20 protein-coding genes are annotated in these 21698 nt (G+C 69.4%); 12 read left to right on the top strand and 8 right to left on the bottom strand.

The window, feature by feature from the left end; translation table 11 throughout:
* The first annotated feature begins 1 nt into the window (after nucleotide 1).
* The 3 genes from ASG12_RS20970 to ASG12_RS21840 all read left to right on the top strand — a co-directional run bounded on the left by ASG12_RS20970 (nucleotide 2) and on the right by ASG12_RS21840 (nucleotide 2840).
* Entirely contained in the window at nucleotides 2-943 is a 942-nt protein-coding gene (locus ASG12_RS20970) for an iron chelate uptake ABC transporter family permease subunit (protein ID WP_082502250.1), read from the top strand.
* Nucleotides 944-1053: 110 nt separating this feature from the next.
* On the top strand, nucleotides 1054-2046 hold the full coding sequence (locus tag ASG12_RS21845; protein ID WP_055793996.1) for a FecCD family ABC transporter permease: 993 nt from the start codon (nucleotides 1054-1056) through the stop codon (nucleotides 2044-2046).
* Entirely contained in the window at nucleotides 2043-2840 is a 798-nt protein-coding gene (locus ASG12_RS21840; protein WP_055793757.1) for an ABC transporter ATP-binding protein, read from the top strand. Before ASG12_RS21845 ends, ASG12_RS21840 begins: the two co-directional genes overlap by 4 nt.
* Nucleotides 2841-2849: 9 nt before the next feature.
* Here ASG12_RS21840 and ASG12_RS20955 read toward each other — a convergent pair whose 3' ends face one another.
* Entirely contained in the window at nucleotides 2850-3500 is a 651-nt protein-coding gene (locus ASG12_RS20955) for a VWA domain-containing protein (RefSeq protein ID WP_055793756.1), read from the bottom strand.
* Nucleotides 3501-3670: 170 nt separating this feature from the next.
* Here ASG12_RS20955 and ASG12_RS20950 point away from each other — a divergent pair, with 170 nt between their 5' ends.
* Together ASG12_RS20950 and ASG12_RS20945 are read left to right on the top strand one after the other, a co-directional pair.
* Nucleotides 3671-5419: an ABC transporter transmembrane domain-containing protein gene (locus ASG12_RS20950; protein ID WP_235457756.1), complete on the top strand. Its 1749-nt coding sequence runs from the start codon at nucleotides 3671-3673 to the stop codon at nucleotides 5417-5419.
* A complete protein-coding gene (locus ASG12_RS20945) occupies nucleotides 5416-7209 on the top strand; it encodes an ABC transporter ATP-binding protein (RefSeq protein WP_055793994.1) in 1794 nt (597 codons plus the stop codon). Before ASG12_RS20950 ends, ASG12_RS20945 begins: the two co-directional genes overlap by 4 nt.
* A 7-nt stretch (nucleotides 7210-7216) precedes the next feature.
* Here the strand turns inward: ASG12_RS20945 and ASG12_RS20940 are convergent, their stop codons facing one another.
* Nucleotides 7217-8197, bottom strand: a complete 981-nt coding sequence (locus ASG12_RS20940; protein WP_055793755.1) for an ABC transporter substrate-binding protein — start codon at nucleotides 8195-8197, stop codon at nucleotides 7217-7219.
* Between the two features lie 85 nt (nucleotides 8198-8282).
* Between ASG12_RS20940 and ASG12_RS20935 the strand changes: the two genes are divergently transcribed.
* On the top strand, nucleotides 8283-9167 hold the full coding sequence (locus tag ASG12_RS20935; RefSeq protein ID WP_055793753.1) for a polysaccharide deacetylase family protein: 885 nt from the start codon (nucleotides 8283-8285) through the stop codon (nucleotides 9165-9167).
* 14 nt (nucleotides 9168-9181) lie between these two features.
* Here the strand turns inward: ASG12_RS20935 and ASG12_RS20930 are convergent, their stop codons facing one another.
* Both ASG12_RS20930 and ASG12_RS20925 read right to left on the bottom strand, forming a co-directional pair.
* Nucleotides 9182-9397 (bottom strand): hypothetical protein, encoded by a 216-nt coding sequence (locus ASG12_RS20930; protein ID WP_235457754.1) that lies wholly within the window; start codon nucleotides 9395-9397, stop codon nucleotides 9182-9184.
* 41 nt (nucleotides 9398-9438) lie between these two features.
* A complete protein-coding gene (locus ASG12_RS20925) occupies nucleotides 9439-11304 on the bottom strand; it encodes a glycosyltransferase (protein WP_055793750.1) in 1866 nt (621 codons plus the stop codon).
* 64 nt (nucleotides 11305-11368) lie between these two features.
* Between ASG12_RS20925 and ASG12_RS20920 the strand changes: the two genes are divergently transcribed.
* The gene (locus ASG12_RS20920; RefSeq protein ID WP_055793748.1) at nucleotides 11369-12193 is read left to right on the top strand and encodes an S-methyl-5'-thioadenosine phosphorylase; all 825 of its coding nucleotides are present in this window, start codon (nucleotides 11369-11371) and stop codon (nucleotides 12191-12193) included.
* Complete coding sequence (locus ASG12_RS20915) at nucleotides 12190-13218, top strand: NAD-dependent epimerase/dehydratase family protein (RefSeq protein ID WP_055793746.1); 1029 nt, start codon at nucleotides 12190-12192, stop codon at nucleotides 13216-13218. Before ASG12_RS20920 ends, ASG12_RS20915 begins: the two co-directional genes overlap by 4 nt.
* A gap of 105 nt (nucleotides 13219-13323) precedes the next feature.
* On the opposite strand, the gene ASG12_RS20910 is transcribed toward ASG12_RS20915, so the two are convergent.
* Entirely contained in the window at nucleotides 13324-14712 is a 1389-nt protein-coding gene (locus ASG12_RS20910; protein ID WP_235457743.1) for a hypothetical protein, read from the bottom strand.
* 134 nt (nucleotides 14713-14846) lie between these two features.
* On the opposite strand from ASG12_RS20910, the gene ASG12_RS20905 reads away from it, so the two are divergent.
* The 4 genes from ASG12_RS20905 to ASG12_RS20890 all read left to right on the top strand — a co-directional run bounded on the left by ASG12_RS20905 (nucleotide 14847) and on the right by ASG12_RS20890 (nucleotide 17812).
* Entirely contained in the window at nucleotides 14847-15545 is a 699-nt protein-coding gene (locus ASG12_RS20905; protein WP_055793745.1) for a glycosyltransferase family 2 protein, read from the top strand.
* The gene (locus ASG12_RS20900) at nucleotides 15542-16231 is read left to right on the top strand and encodes a TIGR04282 family arsenosugar biosynthesis glycosyltransferase (protein ID WP_055793743.1); all 690 of its coding nucleotides are present in this window, start codon (nucleotides 15542-15544) and stop codon (nucleotides 16229-16231) included. Before ASG12_RS20905 ends, ASG12_RS20900 begins: the two co-directional genes overlap by 4 nt.
* On the top strand, nucleotides 16218-16949 hold the full coding sequence (locus ASG12_RS20895) for a class I SAM-dependent methyltransferase (RefSeq protein WP_156378210.1): 732 nt from the start codon (nucleotides 16218-16220) through the stop codon (nucleotides 16947-16949). Before ASG12_RS20900 ends, ASG12_RS20895 begins: the two co-directional genes overlap by 14 nt.
* 86 nt (nucleotides 16950-17035) lie before the next feature.
* Complete coding sequence (locus ASG12_RS20890) at nucleotides 17036-17812, top strand: SDR family NAD(P)-dependent oxidoreductase (protein WP_055793741.1); 777 nt, start codon at nucleotides 17036-17038, stop codon at nucleotides 17810-17812.
* A gap of 13 nt (nucleotides 17813-17825) precedes the next feature.
* Here ASG12_RS20890 and ASG12_RS20885 read toward each other — a convergent pair whose 3' ends face one another.
* From ASG12_RS20885 to ASG12_RS20875, 3 genes are all read right to left on the bottom strand, one after another.
* Nucleotides 17826-18617: an alpha/beta fold hydrolase gene (locus ASG12_RS20885; protein ID WP_200932831.1), complete on the bottom strand. Its 792-nt coding sequence runs from the start codon at nucleotides 18615-18617 to the stop codon at nucleotides 17826-17828.
* A gap of 212 nt (nucleotides 18618-18829) precedes the next feature.
* Nucleotides 18830-20662, bottom strand: coding sequence for an acyl-CoA dehydrogenase (locus tag ASG12_RS20880; RefSeq protein WP_055793740.1), 1833 nt, complete (start codon nucleotides 20660-20662; stop codon nucleotides 18830-18832).
* 200 nt (nucleotides 20663-20862) lie between these two features.
* The gene (locus ASG12_RS20875) at nucleotides 20863-21642 is read right to left on the bottom strand and encodes a deoxyribonuclease IV (RefSeq protein WP_055793737.1); all 780 of its coding nucleotides are present in this window, start codon (nucleotides 21640-21642) and stop codon (nucleotides 20863-20865) included.
* Nucleotides 21643-21698: the final 56 nt, after the last annotated feature.

Below are 21698 nucleotides of genomic sequence, written 5' to 3'. Positions count from 1 at the left end.
GATGGTCATCGCCAGCCTCGCGATCGGCACCCAGTCGGTCGGTCTGGGAACCGTCTGGCGGGCGGTGGTCGACTACACCGACACCGGCGACGAATGGATCGTGCACGACCTGCGCATCCCCCGAACGGTGCTGGGCATCGTGGTGGGTCTGTGTCTCGGACTGTGCGGCGCGCTCATCCAGGGGATCACCCGCAACCCGCTCGCCGACACCCAGATCCTCGGGATCAACTCCGGCGCAAGTCTGTTCGTCGTCTCGGCCATCGCGTTCGGTGGTCTCACGACGCTGATGTCCTACATCTGGTTCGCGTTCCTCGGAGCGCTGGTGGCCATGGTGTTCGTGTTCCTCGTCGGCATGACCGGCCGCACCGACGCCACGCCGGTACGTGTCCTGCTCGCCGGTGTCGCGATCGGTGCGGTGATGGACGGGATCGGCTACACCATCCGCCTCCGCAACCCGCGCGCCTTCGACAAGCTCCGCTTCTGGGACGCCGGAGCCTTCGACGGTCGACCGCTCTCCGTCGTGTGGGCGATCCTGCCGTTCGTCGTCGTCGGTGTCCTGCTGGCCGTTCATGTCAGTCGCTCGCTGAACGCGGTCGCCCTCGGCGACGACCTCGCGGCGGCCATGGGCGGCAACGTGATCCGCACCCGGGTGCTCGGACTCGTCGCGGTGACCCTGCTCGCCGGATCGGCCACCGCAGCCGCCGGCCCGATCGGCTTCGTGGGACTGATGGTCCCGCACGCGGTGCGCTGGTTCACCGGTCCCGACTGGCGGTGGATCTGCGCCTACTGCATCGTCGCGGCCCCGTCGCTGATGCTGGCCGCCGACATCGTCGGCCGCGTCGTCGTCGCGCCGGGTGAACTCCCGGTCGGGATCGTCACCGCGTTCCTCGGTGCGCCGGTGCTGATCTGGCTCATCCGCCGCTCGAACGCGACCGGCCTGTGACCCCGCCGATCGTGTCGGTGCAGGGGCGTTCGACGCCGCGTCCCGAGTCGGGCGACGACATCGACTTCGGGCACCGCCAGCTCGTCCTGCGACGCGGCCGGCACCTGTCGATGCGTGCGTCGGTCCGGACCGTCGTCGCGCTGTCGGTGCTGGCGGTCGGCAGTGCCGTGCTCGCCGTATTCGCTCTCGGCATCGGCGAATACCCCGTCTCGCCGATGGACGTCCTGCGCGTCGTCACCGGCCAGGACACCTCCTTCACCCGAGTCGTCGTGCTCGAGTTCCGGATGCCGCGCATCCTGCTGGCCCTGGTGATCGGTGCGACGCTGGGCATCTCGGGCGCGATCTTCCAGGCGCTGACCCGCAACCCCCTGGGCAGCCCCGACGTCATCGGGTTCACCACCGGCGCCTACACCGGCGCGCTGGTCGCGATCGCGGCGTTCGGCGGTGGTTACTACCTGACCGCACTCGGGGCCACAGTCGGCGGACTCCTCACCGCACTCGTCGTGTACCTGCTGGCCTACCGCAACGGCATCGCCGGGTTCCGACTGATCATCGTGGGCATCGCGATCGGTGCCGCCCTCAGCTCGGTGAACCAATGGATCGTCATCCGCATCAAGCTGGCGCAGGCCGTGACCGCGTCGATCTGGAACCAGGGCACGCTCAACGGACTCGACTGGGATCAGCTGTATCCGGTGCTGGTGTGCGTGGTGGTCGCCGTCGCCGCGTTGCTCGCGATGGGGCCACAGCTGCCGATCATGCAGATGGGCGACGACGCCGCGGGCGCGTTGGGCGTGCGGCCCGAACGGGCACGCGTCGGGTTCTTCGTGATCGGTGTCGTGCTCGTGGCGGTGGCCGCCGCGGCCGCCGGACCCATCTCCTTCGTGGCCCTCGCCGCACCGCAGCTCGCCCGTCGGCTGACCGGGGCGCCGGGGGTCAGCCTCGTCTCGGCCGGGGTCATGGGGGCGTTCCTGCTGCTTCTGAGCGATCTCGTCGCCCAGAAGATCGTCGCCCCGGCGCAACTGCCGGTCGGCGCGGTGACGGTGTCGGTGGGCGGTCTCTACCTCGTGTATCTGCTCGTCGTCCAGGCCAGGAGGGCCCGTTGACCGACATCACCCTGGGAGCCCGGGACCTGTCCCTCGGCTACGGCACCGATCTGATCGTCGACGGGCTCTCCGTCGACATCGTCCCCGGCGCGATCACCGCGATCGTCGGACCCAACGCCTGCGGGAAGTCGACGCTGCTGCGCGGGTTGGCCCGGTTGCTGCGCCCCGCGGGGGGACAGGTCGTCCTCGACGGCGCCGACATCGCCTCGCTCAACACCAAAGACGTCGCCCGCAAGCTGGGTCTGTTGCCGCAGTCGTCGATCGCCCCCGAGGGCATCACCGTCGCCGATCTCGTCGCCCGTGGACGTTTCCCGCATCAGAAGCTCTTCCGGCAGTACTCGCGCGATGACCAGGCCGCCGTGCGAGATGCGCTCGCCGCCACCGGCATCACGTCCATCGCCGGGCGGCCGGTCGATGCGCTGTCGGGCGGGCAGCGCCAACGGGTCTGGGTCGCGATGGTGCTCGCGCAGCAGACCCCGCTGATCCTGCTCGACGAGCCGACGACCTTCCTCGACATCGCCCATCAGATCGAACTGCTCGACCTGTTCGGTGACCTCAACGCCGAGGCCGACCGCACCGTCGTCGCCGTCCTGCACGACCTCAACCACGCCTGCCGCTTCGCCCATCACATCATCGCGATGAAGGCGGGATCGATCGTGGCGCAGGGTGATCCGTCCGAGGTGATCACCGCGGAGCTGGTCGCGGAGGTCTACGGCCTGCGGTGTCGCATCATCGACGATCCCGAGACCGGGACGCCGCTGGTGATCCCCCGTGCCTCGCGCCGAGCGTCATGACCACGCCGGTCAGCGTCCCGACGACCGCCGCCGTTCGTCGGAGGTGAATCCCTCGGCTGTGACGGGCCGGCCCTCGGAACGCGACGTCCGCTTGCGCTCCTGGTATCCGGCCATCGAGCTGAACGCCGCCGACACACCGCCGGCGGTCGCCTCGTAGGTCATCGACTTCTCGGGAGCGAATCCCAGTCCGGCGCCGACCTCGACGGCGTCCATGTTCGCGCCGAGGAACACGAAGTCCCAGGAGTACTCCGACTCCTGTCGGCCGATCAGTGCGCGCACGGCCTCGATCGTCCACTCGCGACTCGAGTTCTCGTGGCCGTCGGTCATCACGACCACCGTCACCGAGCCGGGTCGTGACTCCTCGGGCAGAGCGGCGAGCCCCGCACCCACCTCGGTGACGAACCGGCCCACGGCGTCGTAGAGGGCGGTCATGCCGCGGGGTTCGAGGGCGAGCGGGGGCACCGTCTCGATCGGCCGGTCGGAGTAGACGAGCTCGTACCGGTCGTCGAACTGCGCCAGGGTCACCACCGTGGTGCCCTCGGCCGCGCGTTCGGTGGTGATGAACGCATCGAAGCCGCCGCGGGTGTCGTCGGCGATGGACTGCATGGATCCGGATCGGTCGAGCAGCGCGGCGACGAGGGACAGCTGTGGGTCGGTCATGGTGGACTCCTTGCGATCACCGCCGCAGACGCGACGTGGTGGAACTCGATGAGGCGAACCGTACGGGCGTGCACCGACAAGGGGCTGTGGACCGACAAAGGCTGGGCGCCAGTTTGGATAGCCTCACCTAGTACGCTCGAATCGGACAGCGAGGGACGAAGGGTGGCTGGGTGCGTGTGAGCGGCGGTGCGGTCCTCCGGCGCACCGTCACACGCAACGCACGGTGGCTCGTGGGTGGATCGACGCTCATCGCGGGGTGGCAGCTATGTGAGGTGTCGGTGCCGATCCTCATCGGCGTCATCGTCGACCGCGCGGTGTCGACAGGATCGTTTGCGGCGATCGGCTTCTGGATCGCGGTGCTGGCGGCCCTGTTCGTCGTGCTGACCACGCTCTATCGCCTCGGTGCCCGGCAACTGATGTTCGGTATCGCCCGCGAATCGCACCTGCTGCGCGACGAGCTCAGCGCCCGTGCGCTCGACCGCGACGGCATCGCCGCACCGGCGGGCCGGGCCGAGGCGTTCTCGGCGGGGGAGTTGCTGTCCATCTCGACCACCGACGCCGACAACACCTCCTACGTCATCGATTACGTCCCCAGGGTCGTCAGCGCGGTGGTCGGCACCCTCGCCTGCGGCATCGTCCTGCTGTCCATCGATCTGATCCTCGGAGCGCTCGTCCTCGTCGGGATCCCGCTGGTGGTGCTCGGCCTCCAGGTCACCGCCCCGATGATCGCCCGACGCGTCGAGGCGCAGCAGGACGAGGTGGGACGCACCTCCGGCATGGCCACCGACCTCGTCAGCGGATTGCGACCGCTGCAGGGCATCGGTGCGACGGGAGCCGCCGCCGACCGCTACCGGCGCTCGAGCCGCGCATCGCTCTCGGCGTCGTTGCGCGCAGCCCGTATCCAGAGCGCGCACGCGGGTGCCGCGGCCGCCGCGGGCGCGCTGGCGGCCATGGGTGTCGCGGTGGTGGCGGTGTACTTCGCGCTCTCGGGCGACATGGGCGTCGGCGCACTCATCACCGTCATCGGTCTGGCGCAGTACCTCATCGACCCGTTCGCGGTGCTGGCGATCGTCCCCAGTTGGGTGGCCGAGGCCCGGGCGAGCGCCAACCGGGTCGCGCAGGTCCTCTCGGCCCCGTCACTGCGTGCCGACCCGCCGACGGGCCCGCCGCAACCGGAGGTCTCGGAGGGCTCACGCCGTGCCGTGGTGACCGTGCGGTGTGGTGCGCATGACGTGCTCCCGGGGTTCCGACTCGACGTCGCCGCAGGCGAATTCGTCGCCGTGGTCGCGCCGGCGGCGCGCGATGCTGTGGCGCTGATCGATCTGCTGGCCGGCGCCCCGGGTGCCCCGGCCGGCACGGTCGCCGTCGGCGGCAGATTGCTCGAGGACATCCCACCTGGCACCCGCAGCGCCGCCATCGTGGTCGAACACCACGACACCCACCTGTTCACCGGGACACTCGGCAGCAACATCCTGTGGGGCGCGGAATCGGCTCGAGGCCGGGACGAAGGCCGACCGGGCGATGTGCGGGCAGCGCTGGCCGCGTCGGCAGCCGGCGAGGTCATCTCGTTGTACCCGAACGGATTCGATCATCCGGTCACCGAGCGCGGGGCCAGTCTCTCGGGAGGACAGCGACAGCGGCTCGCCCTGGCCCGGGCACTGATCGCCGCGCCGGAGGTGCTGGTCCTGCACGATCCGACGACCGCGGTCGACGCGGTCACCGAGCAGGAGATCGCCGACGGTCTGCGGACCGTGCGCGGTGAGAACGGCCAGACCACCATCGTCGTCACGAGCAGTCCCGCGCTGCTCGCGACGGCCGACCGCGTGGTCCTGGTCGTCGACGGCGCCGTCGTGGCACAGGGATCCCACGTCGATCTCGTCCGGGCGCGGACCGACTATCGAGAGTGGGTGTCCCGATGACCATCCCGGACGTCGCACCGATCCTCCCGGTGTCGCGGTCGCGTCGGACGGCGGCGTGGATGCGTGCCGACCTGGCACGCCGGCCCGGCACCGTCGTCGTCACGCTGCTGGTCGGGGTGATCGCGGCCGCGGCCGCAGTCGTCCCCATCTACCTTCTCGGCGTCCTCGTCGACCGCGTCCGTGAGGGCACCGATGCCGCCGAGATCTGGCCGCTCGCCACGGCGATCGGTGTCGCCGCGCTGGTCGCCGGCGTGGGCACCGGGTTCTCGACCTACCTGGTCACGAAGCTCGGCGAGGTGCTGTTGGCCGATCTCCGCGAGGCGGTCCTGCGGCGGGCCCTGACCCTCCCGGCCACCACCATCGACGAGTCCGGGCGCGGCGACCTGCTGTCGCGGGTGGGCGCCGATGTCGGTGCGATCGGCAAGGCCGTCTCGCAGGTGCTGCCCACCGTGATCAACGGGATGTTCCTCGGCGTGCTGAGCCTCGTCGGGATGCTCGGCCTCGACTGGAGGTTGGGTCTCGCCGGTGCACTGGCCCTTCCGGCCTACGTGGTCGCGGTGCGCTGGTACCTCCCCCGGTCGGCGCCGATGTACCGCGACGAGCGGGTGGCGATCGCCGCACGCGGACAGGTGATGGTCGAGTCACTGCAGGGCCTCCCGGCCATCGACGCCTACGAACGCCACGACCATCACGTCGAGGCGATCAGCACCGCATCGGCTCGCGCCCGGGACATCTCGATCGCGGTGTTCGCCCAGTTCACTAGGTTCAGCGGACGGATCAACCGCGCGGAGTTCATCGGACTCGCGGCGATCCTGGTGGTCGGGTTCGCGCTCGTGCGCGAGGGCGGGGTGACCGTCGGCGCGGTGACGGCCGCGGCGCTGCTGTTCCAACGGCTGTTCAACCCGGTCGGCACGGTGATGTTCAGCTTCGACGAGGTGCAGGCGGCCGGAGCCAGCCTGTCGCGGCTCGTCGGCATCCTCGACATCACCAACCGCCCCGACACCCCCGGCCCCGACGATCCCGAGACGCCGTCATCGACACCCGTCGGTGCCGACGTCGAGGTCCGCGACGTGCACCACGCGTACCACGCCGATCGCCCGGTGCTGCGCGGTGTGTCGTTGCGGATCCCTGCGGGCACCCGCACCGCGCTGGTCGGATCCACCGGTGCCGGCAAGACCACCCTGGCCGCCGTCATCGCCGGGATGCTCACGCCCAGCGCGGGTTCGGCGCTGATCGGCGGGGCCGCGGTGGCCGACATCGATCCCGACCGCCTCCGGGACCACGTGGCGACGGTGACGCAGGAGGTCCACGTCTTCGCCGGACCGCTCATCGACGACCTGCGACTGGCGGCGCCCGAGGCGACGCGGGAGCAGGTCCTCGCGGCCCTCGGCGCGGTGGGTGCGCGGGACTGGGTGGAAGCACTGCCCGACGGGGTCGACACCCGGGTCGGGGAGAGCGGGCTCGCGCTGACCGCCGCGCAGGCGCAACACATCGCGCTGGCGCGCCTGGTCCTGCGCGATCCCCGGGTGGTGGTGCTCGACGAGGCGACGGCCGAGGCGGGCAGCGCCAGTGCCCGCAGCCTCGAGGACGCAGCCCTCGCGGCCACCGACGGCCGGACCACCCTCGTCGTGGCCCACCGCCTCACCCAGGCCGCGACGGCCGACGCGATCGCGGTGATGGAGCACGGCCAGATCGTCCAGTTCGGTTCTCACACCGACCTGTTGGCCGATGACGCCGGTCGGTACGCGCAGTTGTGGCGGGCATGGGAGACCGACGGCACCGGTTGGTGATCGTCGGTCAGGCGTCGGCGAGGTCGGCGACGGGCTTGCCCGTGAGCGCATTCGACAGCTGCGGGACGACGACCTTGATCGCGTACAGCAGCGCGTCGGGTCCGCTGTAGGACAGCGCTCCGGCCAACGGTGAGTCGAACAGCGTGTAGAGCGTGCGATCCTCGCGCACCACGTTCAGGCGGGTGAACGCCGGCGACGACGCGAGCTGGGACCGGGTGGCTCCCTCGACGAACAGCACGTCGCGGTCGAGCAGACCGAGCTTCTCCTCGGACACGTCGCCCACGGTGTCCTGGGTGCCGAACCCGAGCGCGTCGAACAGGGCACGTCGGGGGTCGTTCGCACCGAGCAGGTAGTGACCGCCGTTCTCGGGGCCGTAGTCGACGACGAGGGTCTTGCCCGCGAACTCGGGGTGGGCGGCTTTCGCCGCGTCGATCTCGCCGGTCACCTTCGCCACCAGCGCGCCCGCCTGCGCCTCGCGTCCCAGGGCCTTTCCGGTGGTGAGCAACTGGACGTTCCAGGGCGTCTCCTCGTCCTTGTACTCGGCGGACTGGATGACGGTCGGCGCGATCTGGGAGAGCCGGTCATAGGTCTTGCGGTCGATGGTCTCGTAGATGGCGAAGATCAGGTCGGGCTTCGCCGTGGCGATCTCCTCGAAGTTGATGCTGTCGCCCTGCATCGCGGGGACCCCTTTGCCGCCGGTCTGTGCCTGCACCCAGGGGAGGTTGTCGTAGTTGTCGAAGAAGGCGCGGGTCGTCACCGGCACCACACCGAGCGCCAGGGTGAAGTCCTGGTCGTTGTATCCGACGGTGACAACACGTTGGGGGTCGGCGGGGACCTTCGTCTCCCCGAACTTGTGCGTGATCGTGACAGTCGGTCCGGATGCAGCGGTGTCGGAGCCGGTGCCGCAGGCCGACAGTGTGGCGACGCCGACGAGACCGGCGACGAGCAGGGCGAGCACGCGACGACCGCGTGGGGAGACCAGGTTCATGGCTGACACTTTAGGTTATGATTACCTAACTGGCACATACCGGGCATCCGGTGGGCGTCCGATTCCGTCGGCGCATGATGGAGTGATGGCCCTGCCCTCACACGGTCGCTTCGACCACTCCGCCATCGGTGACCGACCGCAGTTCGACTGGCCCGGCGGTGCGCGTCTCGCCGTCTACGTCGCCGTCAACTGCGAACACTTCGCCTACGACTCCGGCTCTCCGGGTCTCGGCTACACCCCGGACATGGATCAGCCGAACACCTACAACTGGGCGTGGCGCGAATACGGCAACCGGGTCGGCGGGTTCCGTCTCGCGGACACCCTGCGCCGCACCGGCATCCGACCCACGCTGCTGGTCAACACCGAGGTGTACGAGCACGCGCCCGAGGTGATCGACGCCTTTCGCGCCCTCGACGCCGATGTCGTCGCCCACGGTCGCACCAACTCGACCCAACCCAACGTGCTGACCCGCGATGCCGAACGTGCCGAGATCGACGCGGTGTACCGGGCCATCGAGTCCCACGAGGGCCGTCCGCCGCGGGGCTGGATGAGTCCGGGCGCGAACCCGAGCCGCGTCACCGAGGACCTGTTGGCGGAGAGGGGATTCACCTACACCCTCGACTGGCCGGTCGACGACCAACCCGTGTGGTTGAGGACCGACGCGGGGCCGCTGCTGAGCGTGCCTTATCCGCACGAGGTGAACGACCTACCGGTGTTCGTCCACCACCACGCGACGGCGGAGACCTTTGAACGCATGATCGTCGACTCGTTCGACGAGCTGCTCGAGAACGCACGAGCGCAGCCGGTGGTGCTGTCGATCTCGACGCACACGTTCCTCACCGGACAGCCCTACCGGCTGCGGCGCTTTCGGGCGGCGCTCGAGCACATGACGTCGCACGCCGACGGTGTGTGGTTCACGACCGCCGGCGACATCGCCGACCACTATCGCGGCCTGTTCCCGCCGGACTGACCGCGCGGTCGCGGTCAAGGAATCGGGAGATCGCGCACGCCCTCGGCAGCCGTGCGTTCGGCTCGGGTCAACGCCGACAGGTCGACAGGCATGGTGCGCTGAAAACGGTGGTGTATCGGGCACCACTGGATCCGCGCGCCGTTCGCCCTGATGGCCTTGAAGGACACCAGCGGGATCCAGATCGACGAGTAGAGCCCACCCTTGTCGCACCGTACGATTGTCCGTTCCATGCAGGCGATCATTCGCCTGTCGAATGATCAGCGCAAGGTGGTCAGATCCCGTACAGCCGTTCCCAATTGGTCGTACTGGTCAATTCGGGCATCGCCGATCGATACTGCCCGGCCACGGCCGGCGCCTCGCGACGGAACCGCAACGACAACCGCACGAGGCGATCGGTCATCTCCCGGGCGAGGTCGCGACGGTAGCGCCGCTCGCGACACCCGTGCTGCGAGGCGTCGGTGACGAAGACGTGGTCGAACTGCCCGACATGCCACCAGGCGGCGTCCTCGAACGACACCGCCACCGGGCCGCCGATCAACCGGCCGCGCGCGTGGGCCGCCACGCGCTTGGCGAGCACGGCGTTCTCCCACCCCGGCTTCGGCGGGGGAGCGGCCCGACGGATCGGTACCGACGCAGGCACCGCGGTCATCGGCGTGATCACGGTCTCGGCGAACCGCTTGCGTTCGGCGTTGATCTCCGCGAGCGCTGTGGCACCGCCGTCGTCGAGAACCGAAGGGCCGTCGAGGAAGTCGTTGAGCGCGCGCAGCTGCGTGTACGCCAGGCCGTACTGCAGGCTCACGATCGACTTCACGATGTCGCGGCCGAGTTCCTTGATCACCGCCTCCGCGGTGAACCCGGGTTCGAGCGCGGCGGTGATGAGGCCGTTGCGGGTCGCGAAGTAGTGCGCGAAGCCGTCGACGTCCTTCCAATAGAAATCGGCGTGCCACACACCGGCGCCGGGCAGGGTCACCGTCGGGATACCCGACCGTGCCGCGCGCAGACCGTATTCGACGTCGTCCCACTGGAAGAACACCGGCAGCGGCATCCCGATCCGCGCCACGACCTCGGCGGGGATGAGGCACGTCCACCAGCCGTTGTACTGCGCGTCGATGCGGCGGTCGGTGATCTTCTTGAGCATGTCCTTGTTCTGCTGCGCGTACTTGTCACCCGCGACGCCGCGGCGCAGGGTGACGAGGTCGACGCGTTCGGCCGACGCCAGCAGGTAGGTCGGGTTGTGCAGGAACAACATCTGCGCCCCGACGATCGCCGGTGACTCGGTCATCGACGCGAACGCGCCGAGTCGCAGCACGGTCTCCGGCTCGCACAGGATGTCGTCGTCCATGAGGATCACGTCGCCCTGCGGGTTGCGCCGCACCGCCTCGAGCAGTCCGCGGCTGAAACCGCCTGCGCCACCGAGGTTCCCCTGCTGGATGTAATGCAGCTTGTCGCCGAACCGGGGGCGTACCTCCGCGAACAGCGGGTGTTCGTCGACGGTGTCGCTGCCCTGATCGACCACCCAGACGCCGTCGACCGCCGCCATGGCCTGATCGTCGGACGCCAGCGCCGCGACCGTCTCCGCGCACTGCGGGACGCGGTTGTGGGTGCAGATGGCGACCGAGACGGGGCGCTGCGGGCCGACCGCGATCACCGACCACTCGACCGAGTCGACACGGGCCGCGCCGTCGATCGCCTCGAAGCTCAGCCACATCGCGCCGCCGTCGGCGAAGACGTTGAGAGGCGCGTCCATGGTGATGATCTGAGGGCCGTCGACGGCAGGGTCGGTCAGCTCGACGGCGTCGACGATGCGGTGGTGGCTGCCGATGTCCGACGCCATCAGCACGGCCCGGAAATGTGCCGACGCGTGGACCTGCAGGCTCACGGTGACCGTCGAGGCGGTCGTCCAGCGCTGCCAGTAGCTGGCGGGGAAGCGGCCGAAGAAGGTGTTCATGTCGGCGCGGGCGCCGCGCTGCAGGTGCAGCGACGAACGGGTCTGATCACCGCTGCCGTGGCGGACGACGGCGTAGAGGGCGGCGTTGGCGACGGGTGTGGTGCCCGCGAACAGTCCGCGGGCGACGACCCGCCGCCCACCTGGCGTCTCGTCGTGGACCGGTCGGGGCGCCGTGTCGGGGGAGGTCACCGTGGCAGACTATCGCGAACCCCCGAGCGGGCAGTGTCGTCACCGGTGGGGCACTGTTGGTGCCATGAGCGACCAGCACAACCGCGCCCGGATCGGAGTCATCGGGGGAACGGGCTTCTACTCGTTCTTCGATTCCGCCGCCGAGCAGATCGAGATCGACACCCCCTTCGGCGCCCCCAGCGCCCCGGTGTCGGTGGGCACCGTCGACGGTGTCGACGTCGCGTTCGTGCCCCGCCACGGACTGCACCACGAGTACCCGCCGCATCGCGTTCCCTACCGGGCGACGATGTGGGCGCTGCGGTCGCTCGGCGTACGTCGGGTGCTGGCGCCGTGCGCGGTGGGAAGCCTCGTCGCCGAGATCGGTCCCGGTGCGGTGGTCATCCCCGACCAACTCGTCGACCGCACCTCGGGTCGTGCGCAGACGTTCTTCGACACCGACGCCGTACACGTCAGCTTCGCCGACCCGTACTGCCCGCAGCTGCGTGCCTCGGCGCACGAGGCCGCGGTCGCCGTGCCCGCGAAGCCGCCGGTGACCGACGGCGGGACGATGGCGATCGTGGAGGGGCCGCGTTTCTCGACCCGCGCGGAGAGCCAGTGGTTCGCGCGGCAGGGTTGGACCCTGGTCAACATGACCGGCCACCCCGAGGCCGTCCTCGCCCGCGAGCTCCAGATGTGTTACGCCCCCATCGCTCTCGTCACCGACTACGACGCCGGTGTCAACGCGGGGGAGGGTGTGTCCGAGGCCGATGTGTACGCCGTCTTCGAACGCAGCCTCGCCATGCTGAAGGGCTTGCTCACCCACGCCGTCGCCCTGGTCGACGCCGACGGTGAGTGTGACTGTGCCGCAGGCGGACACGATCTCGCCGCACTCCTGCCGGGTCTGTCATGAGTCGCGTCCTGCTCACCGGCGCCGCCGGGTTCATCGGTTCGCACATCCGTCGCCAGCTGCTCGAGCGAGGCCACGACGTGGTCGCCGTCGACGGCATGATCCCCGCCGCGCACGGCCCCGACGCTCAGGCACCCGAGGGCGTGCAGGTCTCCAATCTCCGCACGGCCGATATCGATTCGATACTCGACGGCGTCGACGTGGTGTGCCACCAGGCCGCGATGGTGGGCGCCGGGGTCGACGCCCGCGACGCCCCGGACTACGCCGCCGACAACGATCTCGTGACGGCCCGACTGCTCGCCGCGATGTACCGCAGGGGAGTCGAGCGGCTGGTCCTGGCGTCGTCGATGGTCGTCTACGGCGACGGCACCTACACCGACGCGGTGGGCGCCGCCGTCGACCCGCCGGCCCGCACGACCGAGGCGCTGGAGGCCGGCCACTTCGAGCGCTACCTCGCCGACGGAACCCCGGCGCAGTGGACGCTGACCCCGGAGAGCGCGCCGATCGCCCCGCGCAGCTACTACGCCGCGAGCAAGGCCGCGCAGGAGGCGTTCGCCAAGGCCTGGACGCTGGAGACCGGCGGTTCGGTCACGGCTCTGCGCTATCACAACGTCTATGGCCCGCACATGCCGCGCGACACCCCGTACGCGGGTGTCGCGGCGATCTTCCGGTCGCAGCTGGAGAACGGTCAGGCGCCGACGGTGTTCGAGGACGGCGGTCAGATGCGTGACTTCATCCACGTCGACGACATCGCCCGCGCCAACGTCGTCGCGATCGAGAACACGCCGCCCGGGTTCGATAGGTTCAACGTCTGCTCGGGTCACCCCATCACCATCGGCGAGGTCGCCCACGAGCTGTGTCGCTCGATCGACGGCCCCGAGCCGGTCACCACCGGACGGTTCCGACCCGGCGACGTCCGGCACATCGTCGCCGATCCGGCGCACGCCCGCGAGACCCTCGGGTTCACCGCCCAGATCACCCCCGCCGACGGGATCCGCGAGTTCGCGACCGCACCCCTGCGGGATTGACGCCGCCGGTACACAACTGTCACCGGTGAGCCGCGGCACGTGGATATCGCCCGTGCCAGGCGTCAGCGGTGACAGTTGTGTACGGCTCGTGCGGGACCGATGCGCTCACCAGTGGGTGCGGACGATGCTGTTGATGAGCAGTGCCGTGAGGATCTGGGCGGCGAGCCAGAACCGCTGTTGGCGTGGTGGGAGCAGCGCGGTGGTGGTGAGGATCCAGGCGCCGAACGGGAGCCAGATGCGTTCGGTCTCGGCCTTGCTCAGCCCGCTGAGGTCGGCGAGCGCCATCGCGAGCAACCCGGCGAGGCCGAGGATCACGACCGCTTCGCGGCGGGCGATGGGACGCCGGCGCAGGGCGCGACCGAGGCCGACCACGGCCGCAGGGCCGACCGCACACATCGACGCCGCGAAGTTCGCCCACACCCAGTACGAGTACGGCCGTTTGCTGGCGATGCCCTGGTAGTAGCGCTCGTAGACGAGGTGGTAGCCGTCGAGCCACCAGAATCCCGCGGCGGCGAAAACCGCCACGACGATCAGGGCGGCGGGGATCGCCCACAGCAGCGGGCGCCACGCGCGCGCCACGATCAGCGTCGCGACGGCGATGACGCCCATCAGCGTGAGGCCGTAGTTGCAGAAGATGCCGAAGGCCAGCAGCAGACCGGCCCCGATGCCCGCGAACGCGCGGATCCGCGCACGGTCTGTCGTCGCCGACACCGCCAGCAGCGCGATCCCCCACGCGACGACGCCCATGAAGTAGCCGTCGGCCGACACCCCGATCCACACCGCGCCCGGGGTGACGGCGGCGAACGGTGCGATGCGTCGGGCGGTGGTCTCGTCGGCGAGGCAGCGCACGGCGACACAGAGAGCGATCACCGCACTGGTGCCGACCACGATGCAGAACACCCCTGCCCGGGTGCCGGTGCCCAGACCGACCCGGTCGAGCAGCACGAAACTCAACAGAGCCCCCACGGGATGTCCGGAGACATGGGTGGGCCACGAGTTCGGCTGGAAGTCGAGGATCCGCGAGTCGAACGTGGAGATCAGGCGGCCGATGTCGGTCACGCCCCGTGCGGTGGGGAGGTACTCGTCGGGTCGGTCGAGCTGGGTGGAGATGCCGCGCGTCCACCCGTCGATGAGGGCCAGGCTCAGGGTCCACGCGATGCCCACGATCCACGTGACCGCCAGCAGGGCCCGCCAGCGCAGCGTGCGCGCGACCCAGGGGCCGAATGCGATCACCAGCAGCCCGATCGCCACGGCGACGGCGGTGCTGTAGTTGCCGTGCGGCTCCACCCCACCGAACAGCGGCGGCGCGAGCACGAAGATGTTCAGCTTCAGTTCCGGCGAACCGTAGAACGGGACGAGTATCGACGTGAGCATCAGCGCGGCCGCGGCGAGGACGGCGGCGGTGTCGCGGAACCACCTCGGCCGCCCGGCGGGCGATGCACCCCTCGGCAGCTCCTCGCGAATGTCCGTTTCGTCGCTCTGTGTGGCCGTCACCGCTCCAATCTAGGCATCGAGCGCCTCGATTCGGCCACGACGCCACCGCAGCGGGGTGCGCGGTGGTCACGTTATGGTTCGAGCATGGCCTTTTCGCGGCGCGACACCGGTCCGAGCCAATAGCCTCGGACACGATGGACACCCCTGCCTGTACGACCCCTGCCGTCGCGACCACGGTCACGGTCGTCATCCCGTGTCGTGACGAGGCGCGGTCCCTGCCCGACCTGTTGGCCCGGATGCCGGAGGGCTATCACCCTCTCGTGGTCGACAACGGCAGCACCGACGGCACCGCCGAGGTCGCCACCGCGCATGGCGCTGTCGTTGTCTATCAACCGGTTCCGGGCTACGGGAGCGCGGTGCACGCCGGAGTGCTCGCCGCCGAGACCGACATCGTCTGCACCATCGACGGTGACGGGTCGATGGATCCGGCCGACCTGAAAGCCCTCGTCGCACTCCTCGAGGGCGGCGCCGACCTCGCCGTCGGATGCCGCAAACCGGTCGAACGCGGCGTGTGGCCGCTGCACTCACGTCTCGGAACGCTCTGGGCGGCGCGACGTTTGCGGCGCACGCTCGGCATCGACGTCCACGACATCGGACCGATGCGCGCCGCGCGCCGGAACCGACTGTTGGAGTTGACCATCGAGGACATGCGCTTCGGTTATCCGGTGGAGTTGCTGGCCCGTGCCGCCGACGCCGGCTGGACGATCGCCGAGACCAACGTGTCCTACCGTCCGCGCACCGCGGGGACGTCGAAGGTGTCGGGGTCGTTCGTCGGATCGGCCCGTGCCGCTCGCGATTTCCTCGGAGCACTGAGTTCGGGGACCCGGTCGTGAGCGCGGCGCGCGCGATCCTGGTGGTCGCGAAGGCACCCGTGCCCGGGCTGGTGAAGACGCGCCTGATGGCGGGGTATTCCGCGACCGAGGCCGCGACGCTGGCGTCGGCGGCCCTGCTCGACACCCTCGACACGGCGTTGTCGGTGCCCGAGGCGATCGTCGTGGTGTCGCTGGCCGGTGTGATCGACGACGCCGTCGGATCCGACGATCTGCGCGCGCGTCTGTCTCGAACCACCGTGATGGAACAGCATGGGGACACCCTGGGGGATCGCCTCGACCGCGCTCATCGCGACGCGGCCGCGCAGGTGGGCGGCGGTCGGGTGATGCAGATCGGGATGGACACCCCCCAGGTCACGGTGGAACTGCTGGTCAGTGGGCTCGATGCGCTCGACGACCACGACGCCGCGCTCGGCCTCGCCACCGACGGCGGCTGGTGGGGACTCGCCGTCTCAGGTGCCCGCGGGGCGCAGGTGCTGCCCGGTGTGGCGATGTCGCAGTCGGACACCGGTGAGCGGACTGCCGACGCGCTGCGGCGTGGAGGATGTAGCGTGGCGTTCCTGAAGTCCTTGACCGATGTGGACCATCCGGCGGACGTGACCGAGGTGGCCGAGACCTGTGCCCCGACGAGCGCGTTCGCGCGGATATCCGCCGAACTGAGATCGGCGGTGGCCCATGAGCGTTCCTGACGAGTTCTCCCCGGAAGTGAATGTGGGCCACGGCGCAGTCGACCTGTCCGACGAGATCCCGCATTTCGACGACGCCTTCCTCGACGCCGTACGCGGACAGAACAGTTGGCTGCGGCTGGCGGACGGCACGCGGACCTGTCTGCCGGTGACCCGGTGGTTGGGCACGAGCGGCGACCATGAGGACGCCGCCTTCGATCGCCATATCGCGCGGATGTGTTCGGGCCCCACCATCGATCTCGGGTGCGGCCCGGGACGACTGGTGAGCGAGCTGATCGAGCACGGCGTGTGCGCCCTCGGTGTCGACCGCAGCGCCCGCGCCATCGCGATGACCCGTAAGCGCGGCGGGGTCGCCCTGCGCCGCAGCATCTTCGAGCGCATGCCCGGTGAGGGCGGTTGGCATCACGCGCTGCTGATCGACGGCAACGTCGGCATCGGCGGCGACCCCCACGAGGTGGTTCGTCGGGCGGCAGACCTCGTCGCGCCCGGTGGCACGGTGATCGTCGAACTCGAGTCCGGTGTCGGTTCGGCGCCGGGATGGAACGGATCGGTGTGGTCGGGTGCGGTTCGCGTCGAGTCGCGCAACGTCGCCGGGCCCTGGTTCCCCTGGGCGCGCGTCGGGGTGGGCGCCGCACGCGAGATCGCCGAGCGCGCCGGATTGGGGATGGGCACCGCCCACGTGATCTCCGGACGACACCTCGTCGAGCTCGTCCGTCCCTGATCCCACAACCGTGATCTCCGGCCCCTGAGCGAGCGCTCGGGCGGGGCGTCCTGGTTCGGCCGGCCCGGTGCTCGTAGGCTGCGTTCATGGATATCTCTGGAGCAAGTGCAATCGTCACCGGTGGTGCCTCGGGCATCGGAGCGGCCGCCGCGCGGCAGCTCGCCGCGAAGGGCGCCCGCGTCGTCGTCGCCGACCTGCAGGCGGAGAAGGGCGAGGCCCTCGCCAAGGAGATCGGCGGCGTCTTCGTCAGCGTCGACGTGACCGACACCGAGCAGATCAAGGCCGCGGTCGACAAGTCGCTCGAGCTGGGACCCCTGCGTGCGCTGGTCAACTCTGCGGGCATCGGTTCGGCGCAGCGCACCATCGGGCGTGACGGCGAGTACGACTCAGCGTTCAACCTCGACAACTACAAGAAGGTCATCGCGATCAACCTGATCGGCACCTTCGACTGCATCCGCCTGGCCGCCACCGCGATGAGCCGCGGCGAGGAGACCGCCACCGGCGAGAAGGGTGCCATCGTCTCGATGGCCAGCGTCGCGGCGTTCGACGGCCAGATCGGGCAGGTCGCCTACTCGTCGTCGAAGGGCGGTGTCGTGGGCATGACCCTGCCCGTCGCCCGCGACCTCGCGGCGGCCAAGATCCGCGTCAACACCGTGGCCCCGGGTCTCATCGACACCCCGATCTACGGCGAGGGCGAGGATTCCGAGAAGTTCAAGGCCCATCTCGGGCAGAGCGTCCTGTTCCCGAACCGTCTCGGACAGCCCGACGAACTGGCCTCGATGGTGATCGAGCTGATCACCAACTCGTACATGAACGCCGAGGTCGTCCGCGTCGACGGCGGCATCCGGATGCCCCCGAAGTAGATCTGGGGACTGATCAGCCGGTGCGGCCGAGGATGAGTTCCACGGTCTGCGCCGGCTGATCCCACATCGGGAAATGCCCGCACTTGTCGAACCAGTGCAGCTCGGAGCCGGGGAACGCCGCGTGCGCCCGCTCGGCCTGCTTGGGCAGTGTGACGCGGTCCTGCCGACCCCAGCCGATGGTGACCCGCCCCGGAGTCGTCCCGGCCGGTGCGCCCTCCTGCAGTGGACCGTCGACGAGCGCGTCGAGTGCATCCCGCAGCGACGTCGCCTTCTTGAAGCTGCGCATCTCGTGCAACGCCACCGACGAGGGCAGTTTCCACGGCGCCGCCGAGAACTGCGTGAGCAACGCCGTGCGTCCGACGGGGTTGCCGGTGAGTGCGGGCATCACCGGCTGCAACCCGAGGACCAGCGGCAACGACGCCTTGAGGGCTGTGCTGAAGAAGCGGAGTTCACCGGGACTCCAGAAGCCGCCGGGATCCAACGCGACGGTGTCGCCGCCGACGCCACGCCGCGCGAGCTCGAGGACCATGCGCGCGCCCATCGAGCTGCCGACCGTGTCGATGCCCGCCAGATCGTGGGTGTCGATGAAATCCGAGACCGCATCGGTGAGCGACGCGATCGTCACCTCGCCCGGGAGTGGCGGGGTCTCGCCGAATCCCGGGAGGTCGACGCTGATGACATCGCGGTGCTGCGCGAGCTGATCGAGGATCGGCGACCACGACGCCCAGCTCGCGCCGAGGCCGTGGACCAGGAGCAGTGGGGTGCCGCTTCCGCGGCGATCGAAATGGAGTGACACGCCTGACATGGCGCACGACCCTTCTGGTGGGAGATCCCGGTGCGACGACTTGGCTGCGTCACCAAAGGGCTGTGTCCTCGACGCTACCGGCCTCGCGCGTCGGCCGTTCATACGCGCGTGCAGGTTCGCGCGCGTCGAGACGGTGGGCGCGCGACGAAGCCCGATACAACGACAGCGGGCCCGGTCCATGAGGACCGGGCCCGCTTTTCACATTGTCTGGATCAGAACGCGGCTTCGTCGAGCTCCATGGGGTCATTGTCGATGTTGTCGATGATGGCCTTGGTGGAGGTCAGCTGCGGGAGCATGTTCTTCGCGAAGAACGAGGCGACCGCGATCTTGCCCTCGTAGAACGACTTGTCGGCACCGGTGGCGCCGTTGTCGAGTGCGGTGAGCGCGACCTCTGCCTGGCGCAGCAGCAACCAGCCGATCATCAGGTCGCCGACCGACATGAGGAACCGCACCGAGCCGAGGCCCACCTTGTAGAGCTGGGTGGCGTCCTCCTGGGCTCCCATGAGGAAGCCGGTGAGGGTGGCGGCCATGCCCTGCACGTCGTCGAGGGCGGTCTTCAGCAGCGCGCGCTCGGCCTTGAGGCGACCGTTGCCGGCCTCGGAGTCGATGAACGAGCTGATCTGGCCGGCCACGTGCGCGAGCGCCTGACCCTTGTCGCGGATGATCTTCCGGAAGAAGAAGTCCTGTGCCTGGATCGCCGTGGTGCCCTCGTACAGGGTGTCGATCTTCGAGTCACGGATGTACTGCTCGATCGGGTAGTCCTGCAGGAAGCCGGATCCACCGAGGGTCTGCAGCGACTCGGTCAGCGTGCCGTAGGCGCGCTCGGAGCCGACGCCCTTGACGATCGGGAGCAGCAGGTCGTTGACGCGGAACGCCATGTCCTTGTCGGCGCCGGAGACGATCTGCGCCGACGACGGGTCCTGGTGCGATGCGGTGTAGAGGTAGATCGCGCGCAGACCCTCGGCGTACGCCTTCTGGGTGAGCAGTGCGCGACGCACGTCGGGGTGGTGGGTGATGGTGACGCGCGGTGCGGCCTTGTTGGTCATCTGCGTCATGTCGGCACCCTGGACGCGCTGCTTGGCGTAGTCGAGTGCGGTCAGGTAACCGGCCGACAGGGTCGCGATGGCCTTGGTGCCCACCATCATCCGGGCGTGCTCGATGACGTCGAACATCTGCGCGATGCCGTCGTGGACCTCGCCGACGAGCCAGCCCTTGGCCGGGATGCCGTGCTGGCCGAAGGTGACCTCACAGGTGGCCGAGACCTTCAGGCCCATCTTGTGCTCGACATTGGTGACGAAGACACCGTTGCGCTCGCCGAGCTCACCGGTCTCGAAGTCGAAGTGGTACTTGGGGAGGAAGAACAGCGACAGTCCCTTGGTGCCGGGGCGCGCGCCCTCGGGGCGGGCCAGCACGAGGTGGAAGATGTTCTCGGTCATGTCCTGATCGGCCGAGGTGATGAAGCGCTTCACGCCGTCGATGTGCCACGAGCCGTCGTCCTGCTGCACGGCCTTGGTGCGGGCGGCGCCCACGTCGGAGCCGGCGTCGGGCTCGGTGAGGACCATGGTGGCGCCCCAGCCGCGCTCGGCGCAGATCTCGGCCCACTTCTTCTGCTCGTCGGTGCCGTTGTTCCAGAGGATCTCCGAGAAGCCGGTGCCGGCGCCGTACATGAACAGGGCGGGGTTGGCGCCGAGGATCATCTCGCTGATGGCCCAGAACAGGGTGCGCGGGGCGGGCATGCCGCCGAGCTCCTCGGTGATGCCGACCTTGTCCCACCCGGCGTCCATGAACGCCTTGTAGGACTTCTTGAAGGCCTCGGGCAGCGTGACCGTGTGGTTCTCGGGATCGAAGACCGGCGGGTTGCGGTCGGAATCGACGAACGACTCGGCGATCGGTCCCTCGGCGAGGGTCCGGACCTCTTTGAGCATGTCGATCGCGGTCTCGCGGTCCAGGTCACCGAAGTCGCCGCTGGCGAGGACCTCGTCGAGCTTGAACAGCTCGAAGAGGTTGAACTCCAGGTCTCGCAGGTTGCTCTTGTAATGGCCCATCAGGGAATTCCTTCGTTCTACGGGGCTGGGTCGACGCGCGAACTAGGCGTCTACAAGCGAGCGATCGGTAGGTTACCCGCGAGTAATAACGCCAAATATACAACCGGACCCGGCGCCTGCCAACTCCCTTGTGACCGATGTGTCCAACATCCCCCGGGCGCTCCCGTGTGAGCTGCCGTCACCCGTGGACGAGGGTGGGGTCAGGCCAACTGTTCGCGGAGAAAGGCCAGGTCATCGGCCACGCCCTCGGCGGGAGTCTCGAGGATGACCGGCGCCGCGGCCGCGCGGGCGACCTCCACGAGGACCTCCGAGCCGATGTGCCCGTCGGTGAGGTTGGCGTGCCGGTCGCGGCCGGAGTCGAACTCGTCGCGCGAGTTGTTCAGGTGCACCAGGTCGATGCGTCCGGTGATGTCGCGGATCCGCTCCACGAGGCCCACGAGATCCTCGCCGCCGGCCCACGCGTGGCAGGTGTCGAGGCAGAAGCCCGCCTGGTCGAAGTCTCCGACGGCGTCCCACAGCCGCTCGATCGACTCCAGCGTGCGGGCCATGGCGTGGTCGCCACCGGCGGTGTTCTCGATGAAGATCGGGACCGCGAACCCGCCCTTGTCGGCCTGGCGCTCGAACAGCTTGCGCCAGTTGGCGAATCCCTCGGCGTCGTCCTCCCCGTCACCGAGGTGACCGCCGTGGACCACGAGGCCGATGGCGCCGAGGTCGGCGGCCGCGGCGGCCTGCAGCTCGACCGCCTTGCGCGACGGCATCCGCAGCCGGTTGTTCAGGCTCGCGACGTTGATGATGTACGAGGAGTGCACGACGACGTCGATCGGTGACGACCGGATGCGGTCGGCGTCGGGATGCGGCTGCGGCTTCGGCATCTTCCGGTCCTGCGGATCGGTGACGAACATCTGCAGCAGATCGGCGCCCATGTCCTCGGCGGTCCCGATCGGGTCGGTGTCGGTGCGTACGTGTGCTCCCAATCGCATGACTCCCACGATAGGAGTAGTCCAGAGTGGAGACACCCGGCGGAGTGCACGTGGGC

Origin of the sequence: Williamsia sp. Leaf354, assembly GCF_001424365.1 — a bacterium.
Lineage (GTDB): Bacteria > Actinomycetota > Actinomycetes > Mycobacteriales > Mycobacteriaceae > Williamsia_A.
This window is presented reverse-complemented; position numbering and strand designations above follow the sequence as displayed.